The organism is Microbispora catharanthi, from assembly GCF_006334915.2.
In the GTDB taxonomy this organism is placed as follows: Bacteria; Actinomycetota; Actinomycetes; order Streptosporangiales; family Streptosporangiaceae; genus Microbispora; species Microbispora catharanthi.
The window spans coordinates 183,561-201,031 of sequence record NZ_VDMA02000016.1 but is presented as its reverse complement, the minus strand read 5'-3'; the positions used below and the strand labels follow the sequence as shown (position 1 = coordinate 201,031).

17 protein-coding genes and 1 pseudogene are annotated in these 17,471 nt (G+C 70.5%); 10 read left to right on the top strand and 8 right to left on the bottom strand.

Translation table 11 applies throughout. From position 1 onward, the window contains the following. Window positions 1–88 precede the first annotated feature (88 nt). Window positions 89–781, top strand: coding sequence for a FadR/GntR family transcriptional regulator (locus FH610_RS27950; RefSeq protein ID WP_139578001.1), 693 nt, complete (start codon window positions 89–91; stop codon window positions 779–781). A gap of 11 nt (window positions 782–792) precedes the next feature. Here FH610_RS27950 and FH610_RS27945 read toward each other — a convergent pair whose 3' ends face one another. Continuing rightward, the gene (locus FH610_RS27945; protein ID WP_139578000.1) at window positions 793–1,608 is read right to left on the bottom strand and encodes an SGNH/GDSL hydrolase family protein; all 816 of its coding nucleotides are present in this window, start codon (window positions 1,606–1,608) and stop codon (window positions 793–795) included. 171 nt (window positions 1,609–1,779) lie between these two features. Here FH610_RS27945 and FH610_RS27940 point away from each other — a divergent pair, with 171 nt between their 5' ends. Beyond that, window positions 1,780–3,003 carry an isochorismate synthase gene (locus tag FH610_RS27940; protein WP_139577999.1) on the top strand — a complete coding sequence of 408 codons (1,224 nt, stop codon included), beginning with the start codon at window positions 1,780–1,782 and terminating at the stop codon, window positions 3,001–3,003. A gap of 143 nt (window positions 3,004–3,146) precedes the next feature. Further along, complete coding sequence (locus tag FH610_RS27935) at window positions 3,147–3,689, top strand: TetR/AcrR family transcriptional regulator (protein ID WP_139577998.1); 543 nt, start codon at window positions 3,147–3,149, stop codon at window positions 3,687–3,689. A 129-nt stretch (window positions 3,690–3,818) separates the two neighbouring features. Here the strand turns inward: FH610_RS27935 and FH610_RS27930 are convergent, their stop codons facing one another. Beyond that, on the bottom strand, window positions 3,819–4,655 hold the full coding sequence (locus FH610_RS27930; RefSeq protein ID WP_139577997.1) for an enoyl-CoA hydratase/isomerase family protein: 837 nt from the start codon (window positions 4,653–4,655) through the stop codon (window positions 3,819–3,821). A gap of 287 nt (window positions 4,656–4,942) precedes the next feature. Then, window positions 4,943–5,945 (bottom strand): annotated as a pseudogene (locus FH610_RS27925) (helix-turn-helix transcriptional regulator). 62 nt (window positions 5,946–6,007) lie between these two features. On the opposite strand from FH610_RS27925, the gene FH610_RS27920 reads away from it, so the two are divergent. Then, on the top strand, window positions 6,008–7,195 hold the full coding sequence (locus tag FH610_RS27920) for an epoxide hydrolase family protein (RefSeq protein ID WP_338104589.1): 1,188 nt from the start codon (window positions 6,008–6,010) through the stop codon (window positions 7,193–7,195). Continuing rightward, on the top strand, window positions 7,192–8,268 hold the full coding sequence (locus tag FH610_RS27915; RefSeq protein ID WP_139577996.1) for a winged helix DNA-binding domain-containing protein: 1,077 nt from the start codon (window positions 7,192–7,194) through the stop codon (window positions 8,266–8,268). The genes FH610_RS27920 and FH610_RS27915 overlap by 4 nt, the downstream gene beginning before the upstream one ends. A gap of 235 nt (window positions 8,269–8,503) precedes the next feature. On the opposite strand, the gene FH610_RS27910 is transcribed toward FH610_RS27915, so the two are convergent. Both FH610_RS27910 and FH610_RS27905 read right to left on the bottom strand, forming a co-directional pair. After that, complete coding sequence (locus FH610_RS27910) at window positions 8,504–9,502, bottom strand: hypothetical protein (protein WP_139577995.1); 999 nt, start codon at window positions 9,500–9,502, stop codon at window positions 8,504–8,506. A 72-nt stretch (window positions 9,503–9,574) separates the two neighbouring features. Further along, window positions 9,575–10,024 carry a MarR family winged helix-turn-helix transcriptional regulator gene (locus FH610_RS27905; RefSeq protein WP_139577994.1) on the bottom strand — a complete coding sequence of 150 codons (450 nt, stop codon included), beginning with the start codon at window positions 10,022–10,024 and terminating at the stop codon, window positions 9,575–9,577. A gap of 122 nt (window positions 10,025–10,146) precedes the next feature. Here FH610_RS27905 and FH610_RS27900 point away from each other — a divergent pair, with 122 nt between their 5' ends. Continuing rightward, window positions 10,147–10,587 carry a MarR family winged helix-turn-helix transcriptional regulator gene (locus FH610_RS27900; protein ID WP_139577993.1) on the top strand — a complete coding sequence of 147 codons (441 nt, stop codon included), beginning with the start codon at window positions 10,147–10,149 and terminating at the stop codon, window positions 10,585–10,587. A gap of 63 nt (window positions 10,588–10,650) precedes the next feature. Here FH610_RS27900 and FH610_RS27895 read toward each other — a convergent pair whose 3' ends face one another. The 3 genes from FH610_RS27895 to FH610_RS27885 all read right to left on the bottom strand — a co-directional run bounded on the left by FH610_RS27895 (window position 10,651) and on the right by FH610_RS27885 (window position 13,161). Beyond that, window positions 10,651–11,142, bottom strand: coding sequence for an alpha/beta fold hydrolase (locus FH610_RS27895; RefSeq protein ID WP_139577992.1), 492 nt, complete (start codon window positions 11,140–11,142; stop codon window positions 10,651–10,653). A gap of 123 nt (window positions 11,143–11,265) precedes the next feature. Then, on the bottom strand, window positions 11,266–12,138 hold the full coding sequence (locus FH610_RS27890; RefSeq protein ID WP_276607710.1) for an alpha/beta fold hydrolase: 873 nt from the start codon (window positions 12,136–12,138) through the stop codon (window positions 11,266–11,268). A gap of 402 nt (window positions 12,139–12,540) precedes the next feature. Further along, the gene (locus FH610_RS27885) at window positions 12,541–13,161 is read right to left on the bottom strand and encodes an IMPACT family protein (RefSeq protein ID WP_139577991.1); all 621 of its coding nucleotides are present in this window, start codon (window positions 13,159–13,161) and stop codon (window positions 12,541–12,543) included. A gap of 132 nt (window positions 13,162–13,293) precedes the next feature. Between FH610_RS27885 and FH610_RS27880 the strand changes: the two genes are divergently transcribed. Genes FH610_RS27880 through menC form a run of 4 tightly spaced genes read left to right on the top strand, consistent with a single transcriptional unit; the run spans window position 13,294 to window position 17,448 of the window. Then, window positions 13,294–14,355, top strand: coding sequence for a dipeptidase (locus FH610_RS27880; RefSeq protein ID WP_240809232.1), 1,062 nt, complete (start codon window positions 13,294–13,296; stop codon window positions 14,353–14,355). Further along, window positions 14,352–15,467: a M20 family metallopeptidase gene (locus FH610_RS27875; protein WP_240809231.1), complete on the top strand. Its 1,116-nt coding sequence runs from the start codon at window positions 14,352–14,354 to the stop codon at window positions 15,465–15,467. Before FH610_RS27880 ends, FH610_RS27875 begins: the two co-directional genes overlap by 4 nt. Next, window positions 15,464–16,288, top strand: coding sequence for a GNAT family N-acetyltransferase (locus FH610_RS27870; RefSeq protein ID WP_139577990.1), 825 nt, complete (start codon window positions 15,464–15,466; stop codon window positions 16,286–16,288). Before FH610_RS27875 ends, FH610_RS27870 begins: the two co-directional genes overlap by 4 nt. Before the next feature lie 59 nt (window positions 16,289–16,347). Next, complete coding sequence (menC, locus tag FH610_RS27865; RefSeq protein WP_205826129.1) at window positions 16,348–17,448, top strand: o-succinylbenzoate synthase; 1,101 nt, start codon at window positions 16,348–16,350, stop codon at window positions 17,446–17,448. The last annotated feature ends 23 nt before the right edge of the window (window positions 17,449–17,471 follow it).

Here is a 17,471-nt window from a genome sequence, read left to right as displayed (position 1 = left end):
GGAAACATGGCCGAAGGACCAGTGCGACGACATGGCGGTTAGACTAACCACAGAACAACTCCTCAGACAACCTGAGAGGTGAAAGTCGATGGCGCTCGGCGCACTCCACCGCAGCCCTCTCGTCGACCAGGCCGTCGAGAGCCTGCGCGAGCAGATCGCCGAGGGCCGCTGGCCGGTCGGCACCCGGCTGCCCGGCGAGACGACCCTGGCCAAGACCCTGGGGGTGGGCCGCTCCACCGTCCGCGAGGCCCTGCGCGCGCTGGCCGGAGCCGGGCTGGTGCAGGCGCGACAGGGCGCCGGGGTCTTCGTCATCGCCACCAGTCCCGCCGAGGACTGGACGGCCCGCCTGCGCCGTGCCGCCGTGGCCGACGTCTACGAGGTGCGCATGCTGGTCGAGGTGCAAGCCTCCCGGCTGGCGGCGCGGCGCCGTACGCCGGACGACGTGACGGCGCTGCACGCGGCGCTGGAGGCCCGGCGGGCCGCCGCTCGGGAGAGTGACGCCGCCTTCGTCGACGCCGACATCGCCCTGCACGCGGCCGTCGTCGCCGCCGCGCACAACCCGGTGCTGACCGACCTGTTCGCCGAGTTCGTCCCACGGCTGCGAGAGGGTCTGGTCGCCCTGGTGGACCTGCTCGACCTGCGGGCGAGTGACCCGAACCCGGGAGACGACGCCCACGCGGCGTTCGTCGGCGCCGTCGAGCGCGGTGACGCCGACGGCGCGGGCCGCGTGCTGCAGGAGGAACTGGAGCAGACCCTCGACCGCCTCCGCCGCGCGGGGTGAGGTGAGCCCGATCAGGGCTCGACGTCGGAGAAGAAGCCCGCGTCGAAGGTGATCTTGGCGAGGGCCTTCTGCCCGTCGGCGTTGGGGTGGAAGTAGTCCCACCCGCTCACCTGCTTCAGGGCGAAGGGATAGGAGAAGACCGCGCCCCCGTCGTAGCGGCAGGCCGGGCCGTAGCTCTCGCATGCCTGTCCGAGCTGCTCGTTGTAGTCCATCACCCGCTCGCGCACCCGGTCGCGCCTGGCCTCGTCCTTCTTCGCGGTGGATTTCGGGTTGGCCAGCATCGACTGGCAGATGTGGCCGATCCCCCAGAAGACGCGCGCCCATCCGTTGTCCTTGCCGACCCGCCACAGGCGCTTGACGTCCGGGATGCTCGCGACGTAGACCCGCGCGCCGGTGGGCCGCAGCACGTCGAAGGCCGCGTCGATGTTGCGCCGGAACGCGGCCACGGGGGTCATCTCCTTCTCGGAGCCCACGCAGGCGTCCTGCGCGCCGATCAGGACGGTGACGTAGCCGGCCCCGGCCTGGACGGCCTGCCGCGCCTGCCCGGCCAGGTCGGCGCTCGTGGCTCCCGGGACGGCGAAGTTCAGGTTGTGCCCTTTGATCGCGCTCCCCATGGCGAGCAGGCGCAGATAGTGGCTGTTCACCGACGGCGAGTCGCCCGCGGACCACGAGCGGGACGTGCAGGCGACGTACCAGCCGCAGGCGTTGAACCCCGCGCTGATCGAGTCTCCCAGCGCCGCCATCACGGCGGGCGTCGTACGGGCGTGGGCGCCGGTCGGCGCGAGCAGGACGGCCGCGGCCAGGACCGGCGTGATCTTCTTGATCATGGGCACCTCCGGGAGATCAAAGGTAGGGATCGCGTGGAGGTGCGCTCTATCGCCACCAGGGAAGGCGAGCCTTCCATGACCAAGTTCCTATCGCGGCTTGACAGAGGGAGCCTGCGACCGCAAGGGGGGTCTCTTGTCGAACATGTTCAGATCCTGCGTAGAGTGAGTCGGGTGAGTGTCGCTCTTATCCGGCCCCTCGTGGTTCGCACGGTCGCGGTGAGCGACCCTGACGATCTGCTGGCGCGTCTGCCCGACGCCGCGCCGTACGCCTGGATCAGACACGGTGAGGGACTCGTGGGCTGGGGGGAGGCGGCCCGCGCCGCGGTGCCGCCCGGCCCCGGCCGCTTCGACTGGGCGCGCGGCTGGCTCTCCTCGCTGTTCGCGGGGGCGCTCATCGAGGACCAGGTCGGCGTGCCGGGCTCGGGACCGGTCGCCTTCGGCTCCTTCACCTTCGACGGCGACGCCCAGGGGACCGTGCTGGTGGTCCCCCGCGTGGTGCTCGCCCGGCGGGGCGGCCGCGCCTGGCTCACCACTATCGGCGACAGCGCCTTCGACCTGGTCAGCCCGCCGAGGGAACCCGGCCGCATCCGGTACGCCGACGGCTCTCTGACGGCGGCCCAGTGGGAGCACCGGGTCGCGCGGGCCGTACGGCGGATCAAGGACGGCATGCTGGACAAGGTCGTGCTCGCCCGCGACCTGACGGCCGTCGCCGAGCGGGACATCGACCCCCGCGTGCTGCTGGGACGGCTGGCCGAGCGCTACCCCGAGTGCTACACGTTCTCCGTGGACGGGCTGGTCGGCGCGACGCCGGAACTGCTGGTGCGGCACACCGGCCAGGCGGTGGAGTCGCTGGTGCTCGCGGGCACGACGGCGCGCGGCGGCGGCCCGGCCGACGACGCAGCCCGCGGCGCCGCGCTGCACGCCTCGCAGAAGGACCGTCACGAGCACGCCTGCGCGGTCGCCTCGGTCCGGGAGGCCCTCGCCCCGCTGTGCTCGGCGCTGCACGTCCCCGACGAGCCCGAGCTCCTGGTGCTGCCCAACGTGCAGCATCTGGCCAGCCGGGTCACCGGGCGGCTGTCCGACGGCGCGTCGGTGCTCGACGTGGTGGCGGCCATGCACCCCACGGCCGCCGTCGGCGGGACGCCCACCGGCGCCGCGCTCGGCGTCATCCGCGAACTGGAGGGCATGGACCGCGCGGGCTACGCCGGGCCGGTCGGCTGGATCGACTCGCGCGGCGACGGCGAGTGGGGCATCGCGCTGCGCTGCGCGTACGTCTCGGGCAGGCGCGCCCGGCTGTTCGCCGGCTGCGGCATCATGGCCGGGTCGGACCCCGCCGCCGAACTCGCCGAGGCGCAGGCCAAGCTCCGCGTGATGCGGTACGCCCTGGAAGGATGAGCGCCGAGGGCGGGCTCACAGGCCACTCGGCCGGGGCCAGGTGTAGTCGCAGGAGGAGAAACCGAAGGGCTGAACATGGTCGAGGCGCGGAACAGCGCCAACGCGGTGATCTGCAACGGCCGCGGTAGCTTGGAGGCGCTCGCATGACCACGGACCGGCGGGTCCGGCGGACGCGATCGCTGCTCCGCCAGGCGGCCATCGAGGTCATCCGCGAAAAGGGCTTTCGCGCAGCCCGGGTACGCGACATCACCGAGCGCGCAGACGTCAACCGAGCCACCTTCTACGCGCACTACGCCGACAAGTACGCGTTCGCAGAGGCGATGGTGCGCGATGAGATCCGGCACCGGTTCGCCACCAGGCTTCCGGCTGCGCCTGCGCCGGTCGCCGACCTCGTCCACGCCCTGGCGGTGCTGCTGTGGGAGGATTCCCGCCGGGCGGACGGCTGCCGGCGCAATATCGACGTTCTGCGCCCGCTGATCCAGCGCGCGGTGCGCACCGAGGTGTCTCGCTTGCTCGTCGAACGGTGCGTGTACGAGTCGGCTGTGACGGCGCACATCGCCGGCTCGACGATCGTCGGCGCGGTTTGTTGGTGGCGGGAGAACGGGTTGTCGGACACCTCACCCGACCAGGTGGCCGACGAGGTGACCCGAGCGGTGTTGTACGGGCTGAGGCCGGCGTCAGGGTGACCCGGGTACTTCTGCGGTCATGAGCCGCTCGCCGCTCGGCACCATGCCCGCCTGCGGGCGGCGTACAAGATGCCGCTCAACGCCGCCACCTCGCGGTTCCCTGCGCACCATGCCCGTCCCCCAGCGAGCTCACCATCGAAGCTCCTCCCCAATCGGTGGGCGGCCCGCCCGCGGCCCGTCGAGGAACAGCGCCGCAGCCTGGCTCTGCAGCTGGAATGGGAAGTCATCGACGACCCGCTGCTTCCACGGCCGGCTGACGATGGCGTGCGTCATCCGGCGCGCGCCACGCGGACGTCGCATGATCATGTCAGCGAGCTCCCACGCCCGGTCCACCAGGCGCTCGCGCGGCACGATCTCCGACACCATGCCGTACTCGAGTGCCTGCCGCGCATCCACCGCCTGGCCGGTGTAGATGTGGTACGCGGCTCGCTTGGTGCCCATCAGTTCCTGAAACGTGAGGCTTTGCCCATCACCCGGCGCGGTCGACACCAGGAAATGCGGGTCGAAGAAGCGTGCGTCCTCGGTGCAGATCGTGATGTCACAGGCGAGCGCGATCTCGGTGTGCGGTCCGGGCCCGTTGACAGCGGCGATCGTCGGGACGTCGACGCCGAAGACGAAGTTCTGCAACAACTTCGCCGCGTCCTCGTACATCTTGGCGATGTCGTCAACCGTCCGATCGAAATGCCCGTCGGCGCTGCGCCGCGCGTCCAGCCAATGGTCGCCGGTACCCGTGAGGATGAGCACCTCGTTCTCCGGGTCGTTACCGACCTCCAGCCATGCCTGCCCCCAGGCGTTGTGACTGGCAAGCGTCTGGACGTACGAGTCGCCGTCGGTGTGCATGCGGAGCTCAAGGATGCCGTCGCGGCGGCGCATCACGAAGAAGTCGCGGTACTTCTCCGCGTACTCGGCGAAGTCGGGACGGCTGACAAGCCCCGCCCATCTGGCCGTGTTCAACTGATCGGTCATGCGATCATGCTCCTCGAGCGCCGCAGCCGGCTCAATCCTCAAAAACCGGCCCCTGACGGATACCCGACAAACCACAGAAAACGTCGGATTCGGTCCGCGCGGCTTCGCCATCACACCTCCTCGGCGGCAGGCGGCTGGCCAGGTGATGGCCGGCGGATTGGGCGGCGCGGGCGGTCAGCTCGCGCAACGCCCAGGGAGCATGACGATGCCCTTGCCGTCGGCGCTGAGCACAAGCACCCACTCCTTCGGCCTGGGCTGGTAGCGGGCGCCGGGCGGTGCGGACAAGATCAACTCTGTCCCGATTCCGGTGGAGACTCGTGCTGCTGGTGATGGCGGCTTCTGTGCGCGGAGCAGGCAGCCGTTTGCCGGCTGGCCTCGATCGCGCGCTGATAGCGCTTCGTCAGGTTGTGCAGCGTGTCAACCAGTTCCGGCGAGTCCACGATCGTGAAGTCCGCGTCCAGCATGCCCAGATAGAGGGCGAGCATCTCCGGATGGTCCGAGCCTGGCTCGAACGCGCACTGGTCTTCGCCTAGGGACTGCACCTCCATGGGGATCGGCAGCCGGTCCCGCACGTATGACGCGGGCGCGTGCACGATCACCCGTGCCCGGTACCGCCAGGTCGCCTCGCCGACTCCGCGTGCCACCTGCGCCGCGATCTTCTCGTCAGGCGGTAGCGCACGGGGCGTGAAGCGCGGCCCTGTCGGCGTCCGCGGCTCGATCCGGTCGACCCGGAAGGTGCGCCAGGCGTCCCGGTCCAGGTCCCAGGCCACCAGATACCAGCGACGCCGGTCGTTCACCAGGCGGTACGGCTCGACCGAGCGCCGGCCGGCCGCGCCGGAATGCGCCCGATAGTCGAACCGGAGCCGCTCATGGTCCCGGCACGCGCTCGCGATCACGGTCAGCACGTCCGGATCCACCTGCGGGCCACGAGACGGCATCGGCAGCGCGTACGACTGGAGGGCGCTGACCTGGTGGCGCAGCCGCGAGGGAAGCACCTGCTGCAGCTTCGCCAGCGCACGCACCGAGGTCTCCTCGATGCCCGCGATCGAGCCGTTCGCGGCGGTACGCAGGCAGCAGCGGCGGTAGGGCACGGCCCGTGCCGAGCCGGTACCCGCCCGCCACACCCGGCCGCGCGTCGACCGGATAGCCCAGCCCGCGCAACCGACCGATGTCATTACGGATGGTGCGGGTGGTGACGCCGAGCCGGGTGGCGAGCTCGGTACTGGTCCAGTCGCGTTGAGCCTGCAACAGGGACAGCAGGCGCAGCAGCCGCGCCGAAGTCTCCGACATTCTTCGATCCTGACGGCAATCTAGGAACGATCCTTTCCGTTAATGTTCCTAGCCTTCTCCGCGTGAGCACAAGAGCTCTCATCGATCGCCCGGCCGTACCGGCCCCGTTGACAAGGAGAAGCGCCATCAGCGACGGCATCCAGCCCTTCCGCATCGAGATCCCCCAAGCCGACGTCGACTACCTGCACGACCGGCTCGCCGACGCCCGCTGGCCCGGCGAAGTGCCCGGCGTGGAGTGGACTCGCGGCGTTCCGCCGGCCTACCTGAAGGAACTCGCCGAGTGCTGGCGCACGCAGTACGACTGGCGCGCCCAAGAGGCGCAGCTCAACCAGCACCCACAGTTCATCACCGAGATCGACGGCCAGCGCATCCACTTCTTGCACGTCACATCCGACAAGCCCGGCGCCAAACCGCTGCTGATCACCCACGGCTTCCCCAGCTCCGTCGCCGAGTTCCTGCACCTGATCGAGCCGCTGGTCAACCCGGCAGCGGGTCAGGCCTTCCATGTCGTCGCCCCGTCCCTGCCCGGGTACGCCTTCTCGACCCCGCTGGGCGGGACGGGCTGGGCGATGGGTCGCACCGCACGCGCCTGGGCTGAGCTGATGCGCCGCCTCGGCTACGAGCGGTACGGCGTGCACGGCGGCGACGTCGGCGCCGGCGTGTCCGGCATGGTCGCCGACCTCGACGGCGAGCATGTCATCGGCGCACACGTCGTGACCGATCCGCTGACGGCCGCGAGCGTCGCCACCTTCATCCCGGGGATGGCCGACCGACTCGACGAGAACGACCCGGTCGACAAGCTGATCCTGAGCCGGATGGACGCATTCACAAAGGAAGGTTCCGGCTACCTGGCGATCCAGAACAGCCGGCCGCAAACCATCGGCTACGGTCTGGTCGACTCACCGCTGCTGCAGCTCGCCTGGATCGCCGAGAAGTTCCACGAGTGGACCGACCTGCCGGTCGACCGCGACCAGTTGCTCACCACGGTCAGCCTGTACTGGTTCACCGGCTCCGGCGCCACCGCCGCGCACACCCTGTACGAGCAGGCGCACTCCTCGGACTGGGGTGCGCCGTCGGCCGTACCGCAGGGGTTTGCGGTCTTCGGAGCGGACGACACTGTACGAAAGCTGGTCCCCGCGCCGGCCAACGCGCACTGGACCGAGTTCCAGCGCGGCAAGCACTTCCCGGCGATGGAGGCCCCGGCCCAGCTGGCCGCGGACCTGCAGGCCTTCTTCGGACCACTGAAGTGACCGATGTGCTGAGCCGGCGTGGTCTCAACCGGGCCACGCTGGCTCGCCAGCACCTGCTGGAACGCGCGCCGACACCGGCGATCGACGCGATCGAGCACCTGGGCGGGATGCAGTCCCAGGCACCGCTCGCCCCGTACGTAGGATTGTGGACCCGTCTCCAGGACTTCGCGGCGGACGAGCTTTCGACGCTGACCGAGCAGCGTCAGGTGGTACGGCTGCACCTGATGCGCAACACCGTGCATCTCGTCAGCGCGCGCGACTGCCTGGGCTGGCGCCCGCTGTTCCATCCGCTGCACGCCGCCCGGTTCAGCGGGCACTTTCGCCACGGGACCCAGGGAGTGAACCGGGACGCGCTGCTCAGGCAGGCGAAGCAGCTGCTGGAGGAGCAGCCGCGCACCCGCGCCGAGCTCGGCAAGCTGCTTGCGGAACGCTGGCCGGACGCCGATCCGAACGCGCTGGCGTACGCGGCGACGCATCACATCGCGCTGTGCCAGGTGCCACCGCGGGGCGTCTGGGGCAAGAACGGTCCCGCGGCATGGGCACCGGTGGAGAGCTGGCTGGGCGCGCCGCTGCGTTCGGTGCCGGTGGACGCGCTGGTACTGCGCTATCTCGGCGCGTTTGGTCCGGCGCATGTCGCGGACATCCAGGTGTGGTCCGGGCTGACCCGCCTGCGCGAGGTGGTGGAGCGGCTGCCCTTGCGGACGTTCCGCGGACAGGAGGGGCAGACGCTGTACGACCTACCCGAGGCGCCCCGGCCTTCTGAGGACATGCCTGCCCCGCCACGGTTCCTGCCTGAATACGACAACCTGCTGCTGTCACACAAGGACCGCACCCGAGTGATCCTCGGCAACCGCCCGGTGCCGCTCCCGCCGGGCAACGGCGCGACCGCCGGCACCTTCCTGGTCGACGGCATGTGGCAGGGCACCTGGAAGATCCGGAACCACTCACTGCGCATCCGGCCGTTCACCAGGCTGTGCCGAGAGGACTACGACGCGCTGCTGACCGAGGCTGCACAGTTGTGCGCTTTCCTTGCCCCCCAAGCGACGCACGACATAGTCCTCGACAAACCGTAGATCGTTGATCGTTCCTCGCTGGCCGTGGACCGCCCTGCCGTGCCGGCGCCGGTGCAGGTCCGCCACCCGCTGACGGCCGACGACCGCCGCCTCTTGGCGGGAGAGTTCACCGTCCGCGGCGAAGGTCTGACCGGCCCGGATTCGGCCGGCCAGACCTGATCGCCCGCTCCCAGTCCCCGGGCTGAGCACGGTCGATGATCTCCACGACCGGCCTGATGCCGGGCCGTGGGGTTCCCTAGTGTCCCGGCCCCGCCGACATCGTCGGAGTGGTTGACGACCCGGGACGGCGTGGCTTTTCGCCTGGATCGGTGGCGGATCTGGTCAGCGCGCCGACGTACAGGAAGGTGTTGGTCGGGGGTTGGCCCGGTGCGGTGGTGGATCCGGCGAGGAAGCCGTTCATGTGCTGTCCGTCGTCGGTGACCAGCGCCCAGTAATACAGCGAGCGGTCGCCGTTCGCGGTGTGGCAGGTTTGCGTGTCGGGATCAAGTTCGGCGGTGTTGCCGCGCACGACGAGCGTCCAGTCACAACCGTCCGGCGTGTGCGCGTTGATCTTGCCGCGACCATGGTGCGTGCCGCTGAATCGAACCGTGCCCTGTTCCGGGTAGACCGTGCCCTTGTCGGTGGAGACGACGTTGGTGAGGGTGTGGAGGTCCGCCGGGTCGTAGCGGTAGTCGCCGACGAACCGCTGGACGAACTTGCCGTTGTGCCGGCCGTCGACCACCTTGGTGCGGGAGCCGGAATTCATGGTGCCGATGAGATCCACTCCGTTGGGCTGATGGCTCACGGTCACGATCGACTCCGTCTCGCGGTTGCCCTTCACCTGGACGGACCATTTCGTGATGTTGCCGGGAGAGCCGACCGCCCGGTTGGTGCACTGCTGGGTCGTGGACGACAACTCCAGTCCGGTGCGCTGGACGCGGAAATTCCAGGTGCAGCCTCCATCGGTGTGTCCGTTGACCGTCCCGTTGGGGCCGGGGGCAAACACCACCCAGCCCACCTGGGGGACTTTCAGCGGCAGCGGTAGTTGCGGGTCGCACTGGCCGCCGCCGTCGGGGCAGGCCAGCACATCGATGTTGTTCAGAGTGGCGGCATCGGGTTGGTCGTAGTTCCACATGCCGTAGTACTTCGCCGCGTTCGTGCCGGTGTCGGCCGATGCCGTGGTCGATCCGAACGGCGCCGCCGTCGCGACGGCGAAGATCGCGGCCAAGAGTGCGAGCGAGGTTCGCGCGGCCATTGCGCAGGCTCGTGCAAACCGAGAAAGAGGTGACATGAGAGCGTTTCCTCGTTGCGTCGGGTGGTCGCTTGGTCAGCCGAGTACGGCGGCGGCGCGTTCTTTGGCCGCCAGCACCACCGTGAGAGCGGTGTCGAGCCCGGCCGCGTCGATGCCCTCGAAGGCGGCATCCGTGACCTTGCGCGCATGCGCGTACAGGGCCGTGAAGTAGTCCCTGCCGGCTTCGGTGAGTTCCGCTTCAGCGGAGGCGTTTTCGGGCTGGTACGTGATGTGGCCCGCCGCAGCGGCGCGCTCGAGCACCCGTACGGTGTCCGGCTCGGCCAGGTCCAGACGGCGGTTGAGTTCCTTCGCCACCTCGTCGAGGGGCAATGGAACATCCGCCTCCCGGAGCAGGGTCAGGAGCATCCAGGTGGGGAAGTCCGAGTCGAAGTCCGCGAGGGCGCGACGGTGCAACTTGCCGATCAGGCGCGCGGTCTCGCCTAACGCGCGGCCGAGGCTGGGACGCGATTCGGGGTTCACGGTCATCCGAGTCTCCTTGTGACGTGACGGTCTGGCAGCACTCCCACTTCTGTTGGTGCCACCAATGATGGTGCCACCAACCATACACAAGATTGATGGTGACACCAACAATCGGTTAACCTGGTGAGGTGGACAGCACTACGCACCCGACACCCGCCCGGCTGCGCGTCCTGCCGAGCTGGGTGATCAATCAGGCGGCGATCGCGGCCAACCGGCTGACCGACCGAGCGCTAGCCGGCACGAGTTCCCGACGCCAGTTCGCGATGCTGTCGGCCCTCGACGAGTTCGGCCCATCCAGCCAAGCCGATCTGGGCAGATGCACCGGAATCGATCGCAGCGATGTGGTGACGGGGGTCAACGCGATGGTCGAGCAAGGATTTCTGCAACAGCGTCCCGACCCGGCCGACGGCCGGCGCAATATCGTCACGCTCACCCCCGCGGGCAAAGACCATCTGGAGAGGCTCAGCGCCCTCATCGCCGACGCCCAGAATGAGCTACTGCGCGCCCTCTCCCCCTCGGAATCGAAAATGATCGTCGACCTGCTCAACCGAGTCCTCGACAGTGGCTGACGATCCGAACACCTGCGGGAGATTCACAACGTGCTGAAGCGGACCATCCGGCGTCCTGGCCTCTCAACGACTTTCGGCTGGATCGGTGCGTATCTCCGTCTCCAGGAAGTTCGAGATCTCGTTCGCGACGACGTCGGGCATCTCGAGACCACACAGGTGTCCAAGGTCGCTCAGCAGGACCGCACGGCCTCCGGGGATGCGCCGCACGTCGTCCAGCTGCTTGGCCTGATCTACGACGACGTCCTTCCCGCCGAGTATGTAGCAGGTCGGTACGCGTATCTCAGACAGCTCGTCGGCCTGGCTTGTCAGCGCACCGCCGGCCAGCCAGCCGTGCCACATCTGTTCGGTGACGGTCAGCATGCCGCGCGTCAGACCCGAGGTCTTCGACGGGTCCACGGAGATTGCCGCCACTGCTTGCGCGAGGGCCTCGGCATCGCCGTATGCGGCATCGAAGCCGACGATCACCTCGTCCCCGGCAGTCGTCCCCGCAGCGTTCCACGGAACGACACCGATCAGCGCACGCACCTCGTCCGGGTAGTCGAGCGCGATACGCACCGCGATCGCACCGCCGTCCCCTGTCTTGGCGAAGTGTGTCGGGTAACACGTACGGCGGAGCACATCGGCCGGATCCACCCGCACCGCAGGCCGGTCCGGCCGGGCTCCTCAGCGTCGTCTTGTTCAGCGCGCCTGGGTGGTGTGGCTCGCGGTGAAGGCCAGAAGAAGCGCGGCGGTCCGCGGCGGATCCTCCATGATGGGCGAGTGCCCGACACCGGGCAGCACCTCCACTTTCGCGCCCGGAACAGCGCGGTATTCGGCGGCGGAGGAGGATCGCCATCTCCGGTCTTCCTCACCGAAGATCACCAGCAGCGGCTTGCCGAGGGAAATCAGCCGATCGGGGAGCGTGCGCTGCTTCACATAGTCGTCGCCGTCCTGCGATGTCGCGATGAAGGCGTGGTAGGTCATGCCGCGCGCGTCGTCCACAACCGACTGCGGGACCTGGTAGCCGGGGCGGCTGAACGCGGTGCTCGCGGCCTGGCGGATCAGGCCGTCGGTCCGAAGCCGCCACAGCAGCTGCCCGATGACGGGGTCGGACAAGAGCCCACCGACGAAGCCGCTTGAGATGAAGGCGTCCAGACTGGGCGCGGTGTCGATGAGCACGAGCGAGGTCACCAGGTCGGGGCGTTGCTCGGCGAGCGCGGTGGCGACCGCGCCGCCGGTGGAATGGCCGACCACTACGGCGCGCTTGACCCCGAGCCGGTCCATGGCCTCACCGACCCGGCGTCCCTGCTCCGGCATCCCGTAGCCACCGCCGACCGGTTTGGCCGACCTGCCGTGCCCGAGCAGGTCGATTCGGATGACGCGATGGGACTTGGTCAGCAGCGGAACGAGCGCGTCCCACGAGCGGGTCGACGCGGCGAGCCCGTGGATCAATACGAGTGCCGGGGCATCGCGGGGGCCGTCCTGGCGCACGTAGATGTTCCCCCCGTTGAGGGGCAGGGTCGGATTCCCACTGGCCTCGGCGCTCTGCCGCGTCACCACCTCCGCGTTCACGAGAAGCGACCCGGCGGCGACGAAAAGGACAGCCGAGGTGATCAAGAGGCGCCGCCGGCGCCGTGCCGGCCTGTTCACATCAGCCTGCCGGTGCGGCAACCGCAGGTCGGCGTCGTCGAAGCAGCAGGGCCGTCGAGCCCCGGGGAAATAGTCATGGGCCTACGGTCGCCGCCGGTGCGCGTCGGCGTCTTGAACAAATGTCCGGGCCGTACGCCGACGCCACCGTTCGTGCGCGCGCCGCGTTGCTCTACCACGCTGGCCGCGCAGTCGGGGATGGAACACGAGTAGATCCGCGACCGCCCCCTGGAAGGCGGGTGCCGGGATTGATGAGACTGTTCGCTGTGATCATGCGGGTTTCGGCAGCGCGCATAGTCGCGCCCAGCAGGTGAGGAGCGCCTCCAGTCAGCGGGCGAGGTGGACGGTGCCGCCGAGCGCGGTCACGGCCCGCCCGGCGGTGACCGCCGCGATCCACTCCTCGAAGACGGGCAGCCGGTCCTCGGCCACCGCCACCTCGAAGGCGACCCGCGCGCCGTAGTCCACACCGCGCAGCGCGTACGGCGAGGCGCGCAGGTCGCTTTCCAGCCTCCCGGCCTGGGCATGGCCGACCGACACGGTCACGACCGCCGCGGGGACCATCTCGACCGCCTCCGCCCGGTCGAGCGTCTCCCCCACCGCGCCGCCGTACGCCCGCGCGAGGCCGCCCGCGCCCAGCAGCACCCCGCCGAAGTAGCGGGTGACGACGGCGGCCACGTCGGCGAAGCCGCGCCGGGTGAGCATCTCCAGCATCGGCGTGCCGGCCGTGCCGCCGGGCTCCCCGTCGTCGTCCGCCCTGCGCACGCTCTCGCCGACGACGTACGCCGAGCAGTTGTGGGTCGCGTCGGCGTAGAGCCGCCTGCGCTCGGCGACGAACTCCCGCGCGGCCTCCTCCGTGGCCGCAGGGGCGAGCGCGCAGACGAAGCGCGAACGGCGGATCTCGATCTCGTGCTCGACGATGCCCCTGATCGTCCGGTACGGCGCTGCCACGAGGTCAGCTTATTCAGTGGACTGCCTTTACAAAGTAATGTGAGGCCTTTGTGCGAACGGACGAACATCACGCCGGTCTTTGGTGAGACCGCACGAACTAACCCGCTCCCTCCCTGCCGTACCGTCAGCGGCGTGTCAGTCGAACTCCACCAGCATCCCCACCAGCGCCTCCACCACCGCGCGGTCGTCGCGGACACGCACAACGACCTGCTGATGGCGGTCGCCGAACGCCCGCCGGCCCGGTGGGCGGAGTTCTTCCGGGAACGGTGGCTGCCCCAGCTGCGGGACGGCGGAGTCGACCTCCAGGTGCTGCCGGTCTTCGTCGACGACCGCTACCGCCCGGAGGGCGCGCTGCGCCAGACCCTTCGCATGATCGAGTGCGCGCACACCCTGGCCGAGGGCAACGCGGACGCCGTACGGCTGTGCCTGGACGGCGCGCAGGTCGACCGGGCGCTCGACGACGGCGTGATCGCCCTGGTCCTGGCGCTGGAGAGCATGCCCGGCCTGGACTCCTCCGTCGAACTGCTGCCCACCCTGCACCGGCTCGGCGTACGCGTCGCCTCGATCGCCCACTGGGGGCGCACGCCGCTGGCGGACGGCAGCGGCGAGGACGCCACCGGTGGCCGGCTGACCCATGCCGGGGTGGCGGCCGTACGCGAGATGGAGCGGCTCGGCATGATCTTCGACGTCTCCCACCTGGGCGCACGCGGGGTCGAGCACGTGCTGGAGCTGGCCGGCCGCCCGGTGATGGCGACGCATTCGTCCGCGCGCGCCCTGCGCGACCACCACCGCAACCTCACCGACGACCAGATCCGCGGCGTCGCCGCCACCGGCGGGGTCGTCTGCGTCAACTTCTTCCCCGTCTTCCTCGCCGAGGACTCCGCCGGCCACACCGTGGACCGGCTGGTGGACCACATCGAACACGTCGCGGACGTCGCCGGGATCGACCACGTGGGACTGGGGCCCGACTTCGTCCGCGAGGTGCTGCACGACGTCACTCCCCCGTGCTGTGAGGACTTCGGCTTCGACGGGATCGACCCCGGCGCCGCCCTGCCCGGGCTGGACGGGCCACGCGGGCTGCCCCTGGTCACCGAGGCCCTGCTGCGGCGCGGCCTGCCCGCCGACGACATCCTGAAGATCCTCGGTGGCAACGTGCGGCGGCTGTTCCGGGCCGAGCTGGGCAGGCCCCGGTGACGACCGCCGTGAACGCCGCTGCCATGCTCGCGGACCTGGAGGAGCTCGTCTGCTGCGAGTCGTTCTCCGCCGACCACGAGGCGGTGGCCCGCAGCGCCGCCGTTGTCGCCGGCCAGGGACGCCGCCTGCTCGGCGTGCCTCCCGAGACGATCGTGATCGACGGGGTGACGCACCTGCGGTGGAGCTTCGGCGAGCCGCGCGTGCTGCTGCTCGGTCACCATGACACGGTCTGGCCGATCGGCTCCCTCCGCACGCGGCCGTGGTCGGTCAGCGGCGGGATCGCGTGGGGGCCCGGAGTGTTCGACATGAAGGCGGGGCTGGTGCAGATGTTCCACGCGCTGGCCGCGCTGCCCTCGCCCGACGGCGTGTGCGTGCTGGTCACCGGGGACGAGGAGGTCGGGTCGCCGTCCTCCCGCACCCTGGTCGAGGAGTCGGCGCGCGGCTGCGCCGCCGCCTTCGTGCTGGAGGCGAGCGCCGAGGGCGGCGCGTTGAAGACCGCACGCAAGGGCATCTCGGCGTACGAGATCGTGGTGCACGGCCGGGCCGCCCACGCGGGCCTCGACCCCGGCAAGGGGGCCAACGCCGGAGTCGAGCTCGCCCACCAGATCCTCGCCGTCGCCGCGATGGCGGCCGCGGACGGCCCGGACGGGACCTTGGACGGAACGACGGTCACGCCCACGCTGCTGTCCGGCGGCACCACCGTGAACACCGTGCCCGCACTGGCCCGCCTGGCCGTGGACGTCCGCCTGCCGACCGTCGCGGCCCAGCTCCGCGTGGACGCGCTGATGCGGGCGCTGTCACCCCGGACGCCCGGCACCCGCCTGGAGGTTCTCGGCGGCCCGAACCGCCCGCCGCTCGAACCGGCCTCGTCGGCCGGCCTGTTCGCGCTCGCCCAGCGGGTCGCCGCCGGCCTCGGGCTCGCTCCCCTCACGGGCGCGGCCGTCGGAGGCGCGTCGGACGGCAACCTCACCGCCGGGGCCGGCTGCCCCACCTTGGACGGGCTGGGCGCGGTCGGCGGCGGCGCGCACGCCGACGACGAGCACGTGGTCGTGGCCGAGATGCCGGGCCGTACGACGCTGCTGGCGGGCCTGGTCGAGGCGGTGCGGGGATGAGCGGCCCTGACGAACCCGACCTGCGCGAGTTGCACGCCATCGGGGAGTTCGAGGAGGTCTGCCGCCTGTTCGGCGGCATCTGGCGGCCGGATCCCGGCGGTGCGCCGGTCACGGTGGAGATGCTGCGTGCGCTCTCGCACGCCGGCAACTACGTCGCGGGGGCCTACCTGCACGACCGGCTGGTCGGCGCGTCGGTCGGGTTCGTCGCGGCCCCGCCGCGGCGGGCGCTGCACTCCCACATCACCGGAACACTCACCGGGCGGGGCGTCGGCTTCGCGATGAAGCTGCACCAGCGGAAGTGGGCGCTCGACCGGGGCCTGGAGACGATCACCTGGACGTACGATCCGCTGGTGCGCCGCAACGCCCACTTCAACCTCGCCAAGCTCGGCGCCCGGCCCGAGGAGTACCTGCCGGCCTTCTACGGCAGCATGGGCGACGCGATCAACGCCGGGGACGAGTCCGACCGGGTGCTCGCCGTCTGGTGCCTGACCTCACCGCCCGTGCTCGCCGCCGTACGGCGTGAGCCGTCCCCGGTGGAGATCCCGCCGGACGCGGTCACGGGACTGGACGACGACGGCGGCCGGCCCGTGCGGGGCCGCACCGACGCCGAGACGGTGCTGGTCGCCGTGCCCGGGGACATCGAGACCCTGCGCGTGACGGATCCGGCCGCGGCCCGGGCCTGGCGGCTGGCCCTGCGCGAGGTGCTCGGCGGCCTGCTGCGCGACGGCGCGCGGGTCACCGGATTCCACGACAGGTCCTGCTACGTCGTCCGCCGGGGCGCCCGCGACGAAAGGAGAGGCGGCGAAGGCCGCGAGCTGTGATGAAAACCACGGGGATGAAGACCACGGATATGACAACCACGGATATGACAGACACGGGCATCAAGATCACTGGTGTCGAGCTGCGGCGGATCGCGATGCCGCTGGTCGCGCCGTTCCGCACGTCCTTCGGCACCGAGACGCGGCGCGACGTGCTGCTGCTGCGCGTCGTCACGCCCGACGCCGAGGGCTGGGGCGAGTGCGTGGCGATGACCCAGCCGCTCTACTCCTCCGAGTACGCCGAAGGCGCGGCCGACGTGCTGCGCCGTTTCCTGATCCCCGCGCTGCCCTCGCACCCCGGCCCGTACGCCGTCAACGAGGCGCTGCGCCCGATCAAGGGGCACCGCATGGCCAAGGCCGCGCTGGAGACGGCCGTGCTGGACGCCCACCTGCGTGCCACCGGGCAGTCGCTCGCCGGCTTCCTCGGCGCCACGAGGAGCCGGGTGGCCGCCGGGGTCTCTGTCGGCATCATGAACTCCGTCCCCGAACTGCTCGACGCCGTCGCCGGCTACCTGGACGAGGGCTACGTCCGCGTCAAGCTCAAGATCCAGCCCGGCTGGGATCTGGAGCCCGTACGCGCCGTGCGCGAGCGTTTCGGGCCCGAGCTGCCGCTGCAGGTCGACGCGAACGCCGCCTACACCCTTGCCGACGCCCCGCACCTGGCGCGGCTGGACGAGTTCGGCCTGCTGCTCATCGAGCAGCCGCTGGCCGACGACGACATGGTCCAGCACGCCCGGCTGGCCGCCGCGATCAGCACCCCGGTGTGCCTGGACGAGTCGATCGAGTCCGCCGAGCACGCGGCGGCGGCCATCTCCCTCGGCGCCTGCTCGGTCGTCAACATCAAACCCGGCCGGGTCGGCGGCTACCTCGAAGCCCGGCGCATCCACGACCTGTGCCGCGCCCACGGCGTGGCGGTCTGGTGCGGCGGCATGCTGGAGACCGGGATCGGCCGGGCGGCCAACGTCGCGCTGGCCGCGTTGCCCGGCTTCACCCTGCCCGGCGACACCTCCGGCTCCCGTCGCTACTACAGAACCGACATCACACCGCCCTTCGAGCTCGAGGACGGGCATCTGACCGTGCCCACCGGCCCGGGCATCGGGGTCGAGCCGATCCCGTCGCTGCTGGACGAGGTCACCGTCGCCACCGAGTGGATCCCGCTCTGACTCCCGCAGGCCACCCGTGGACG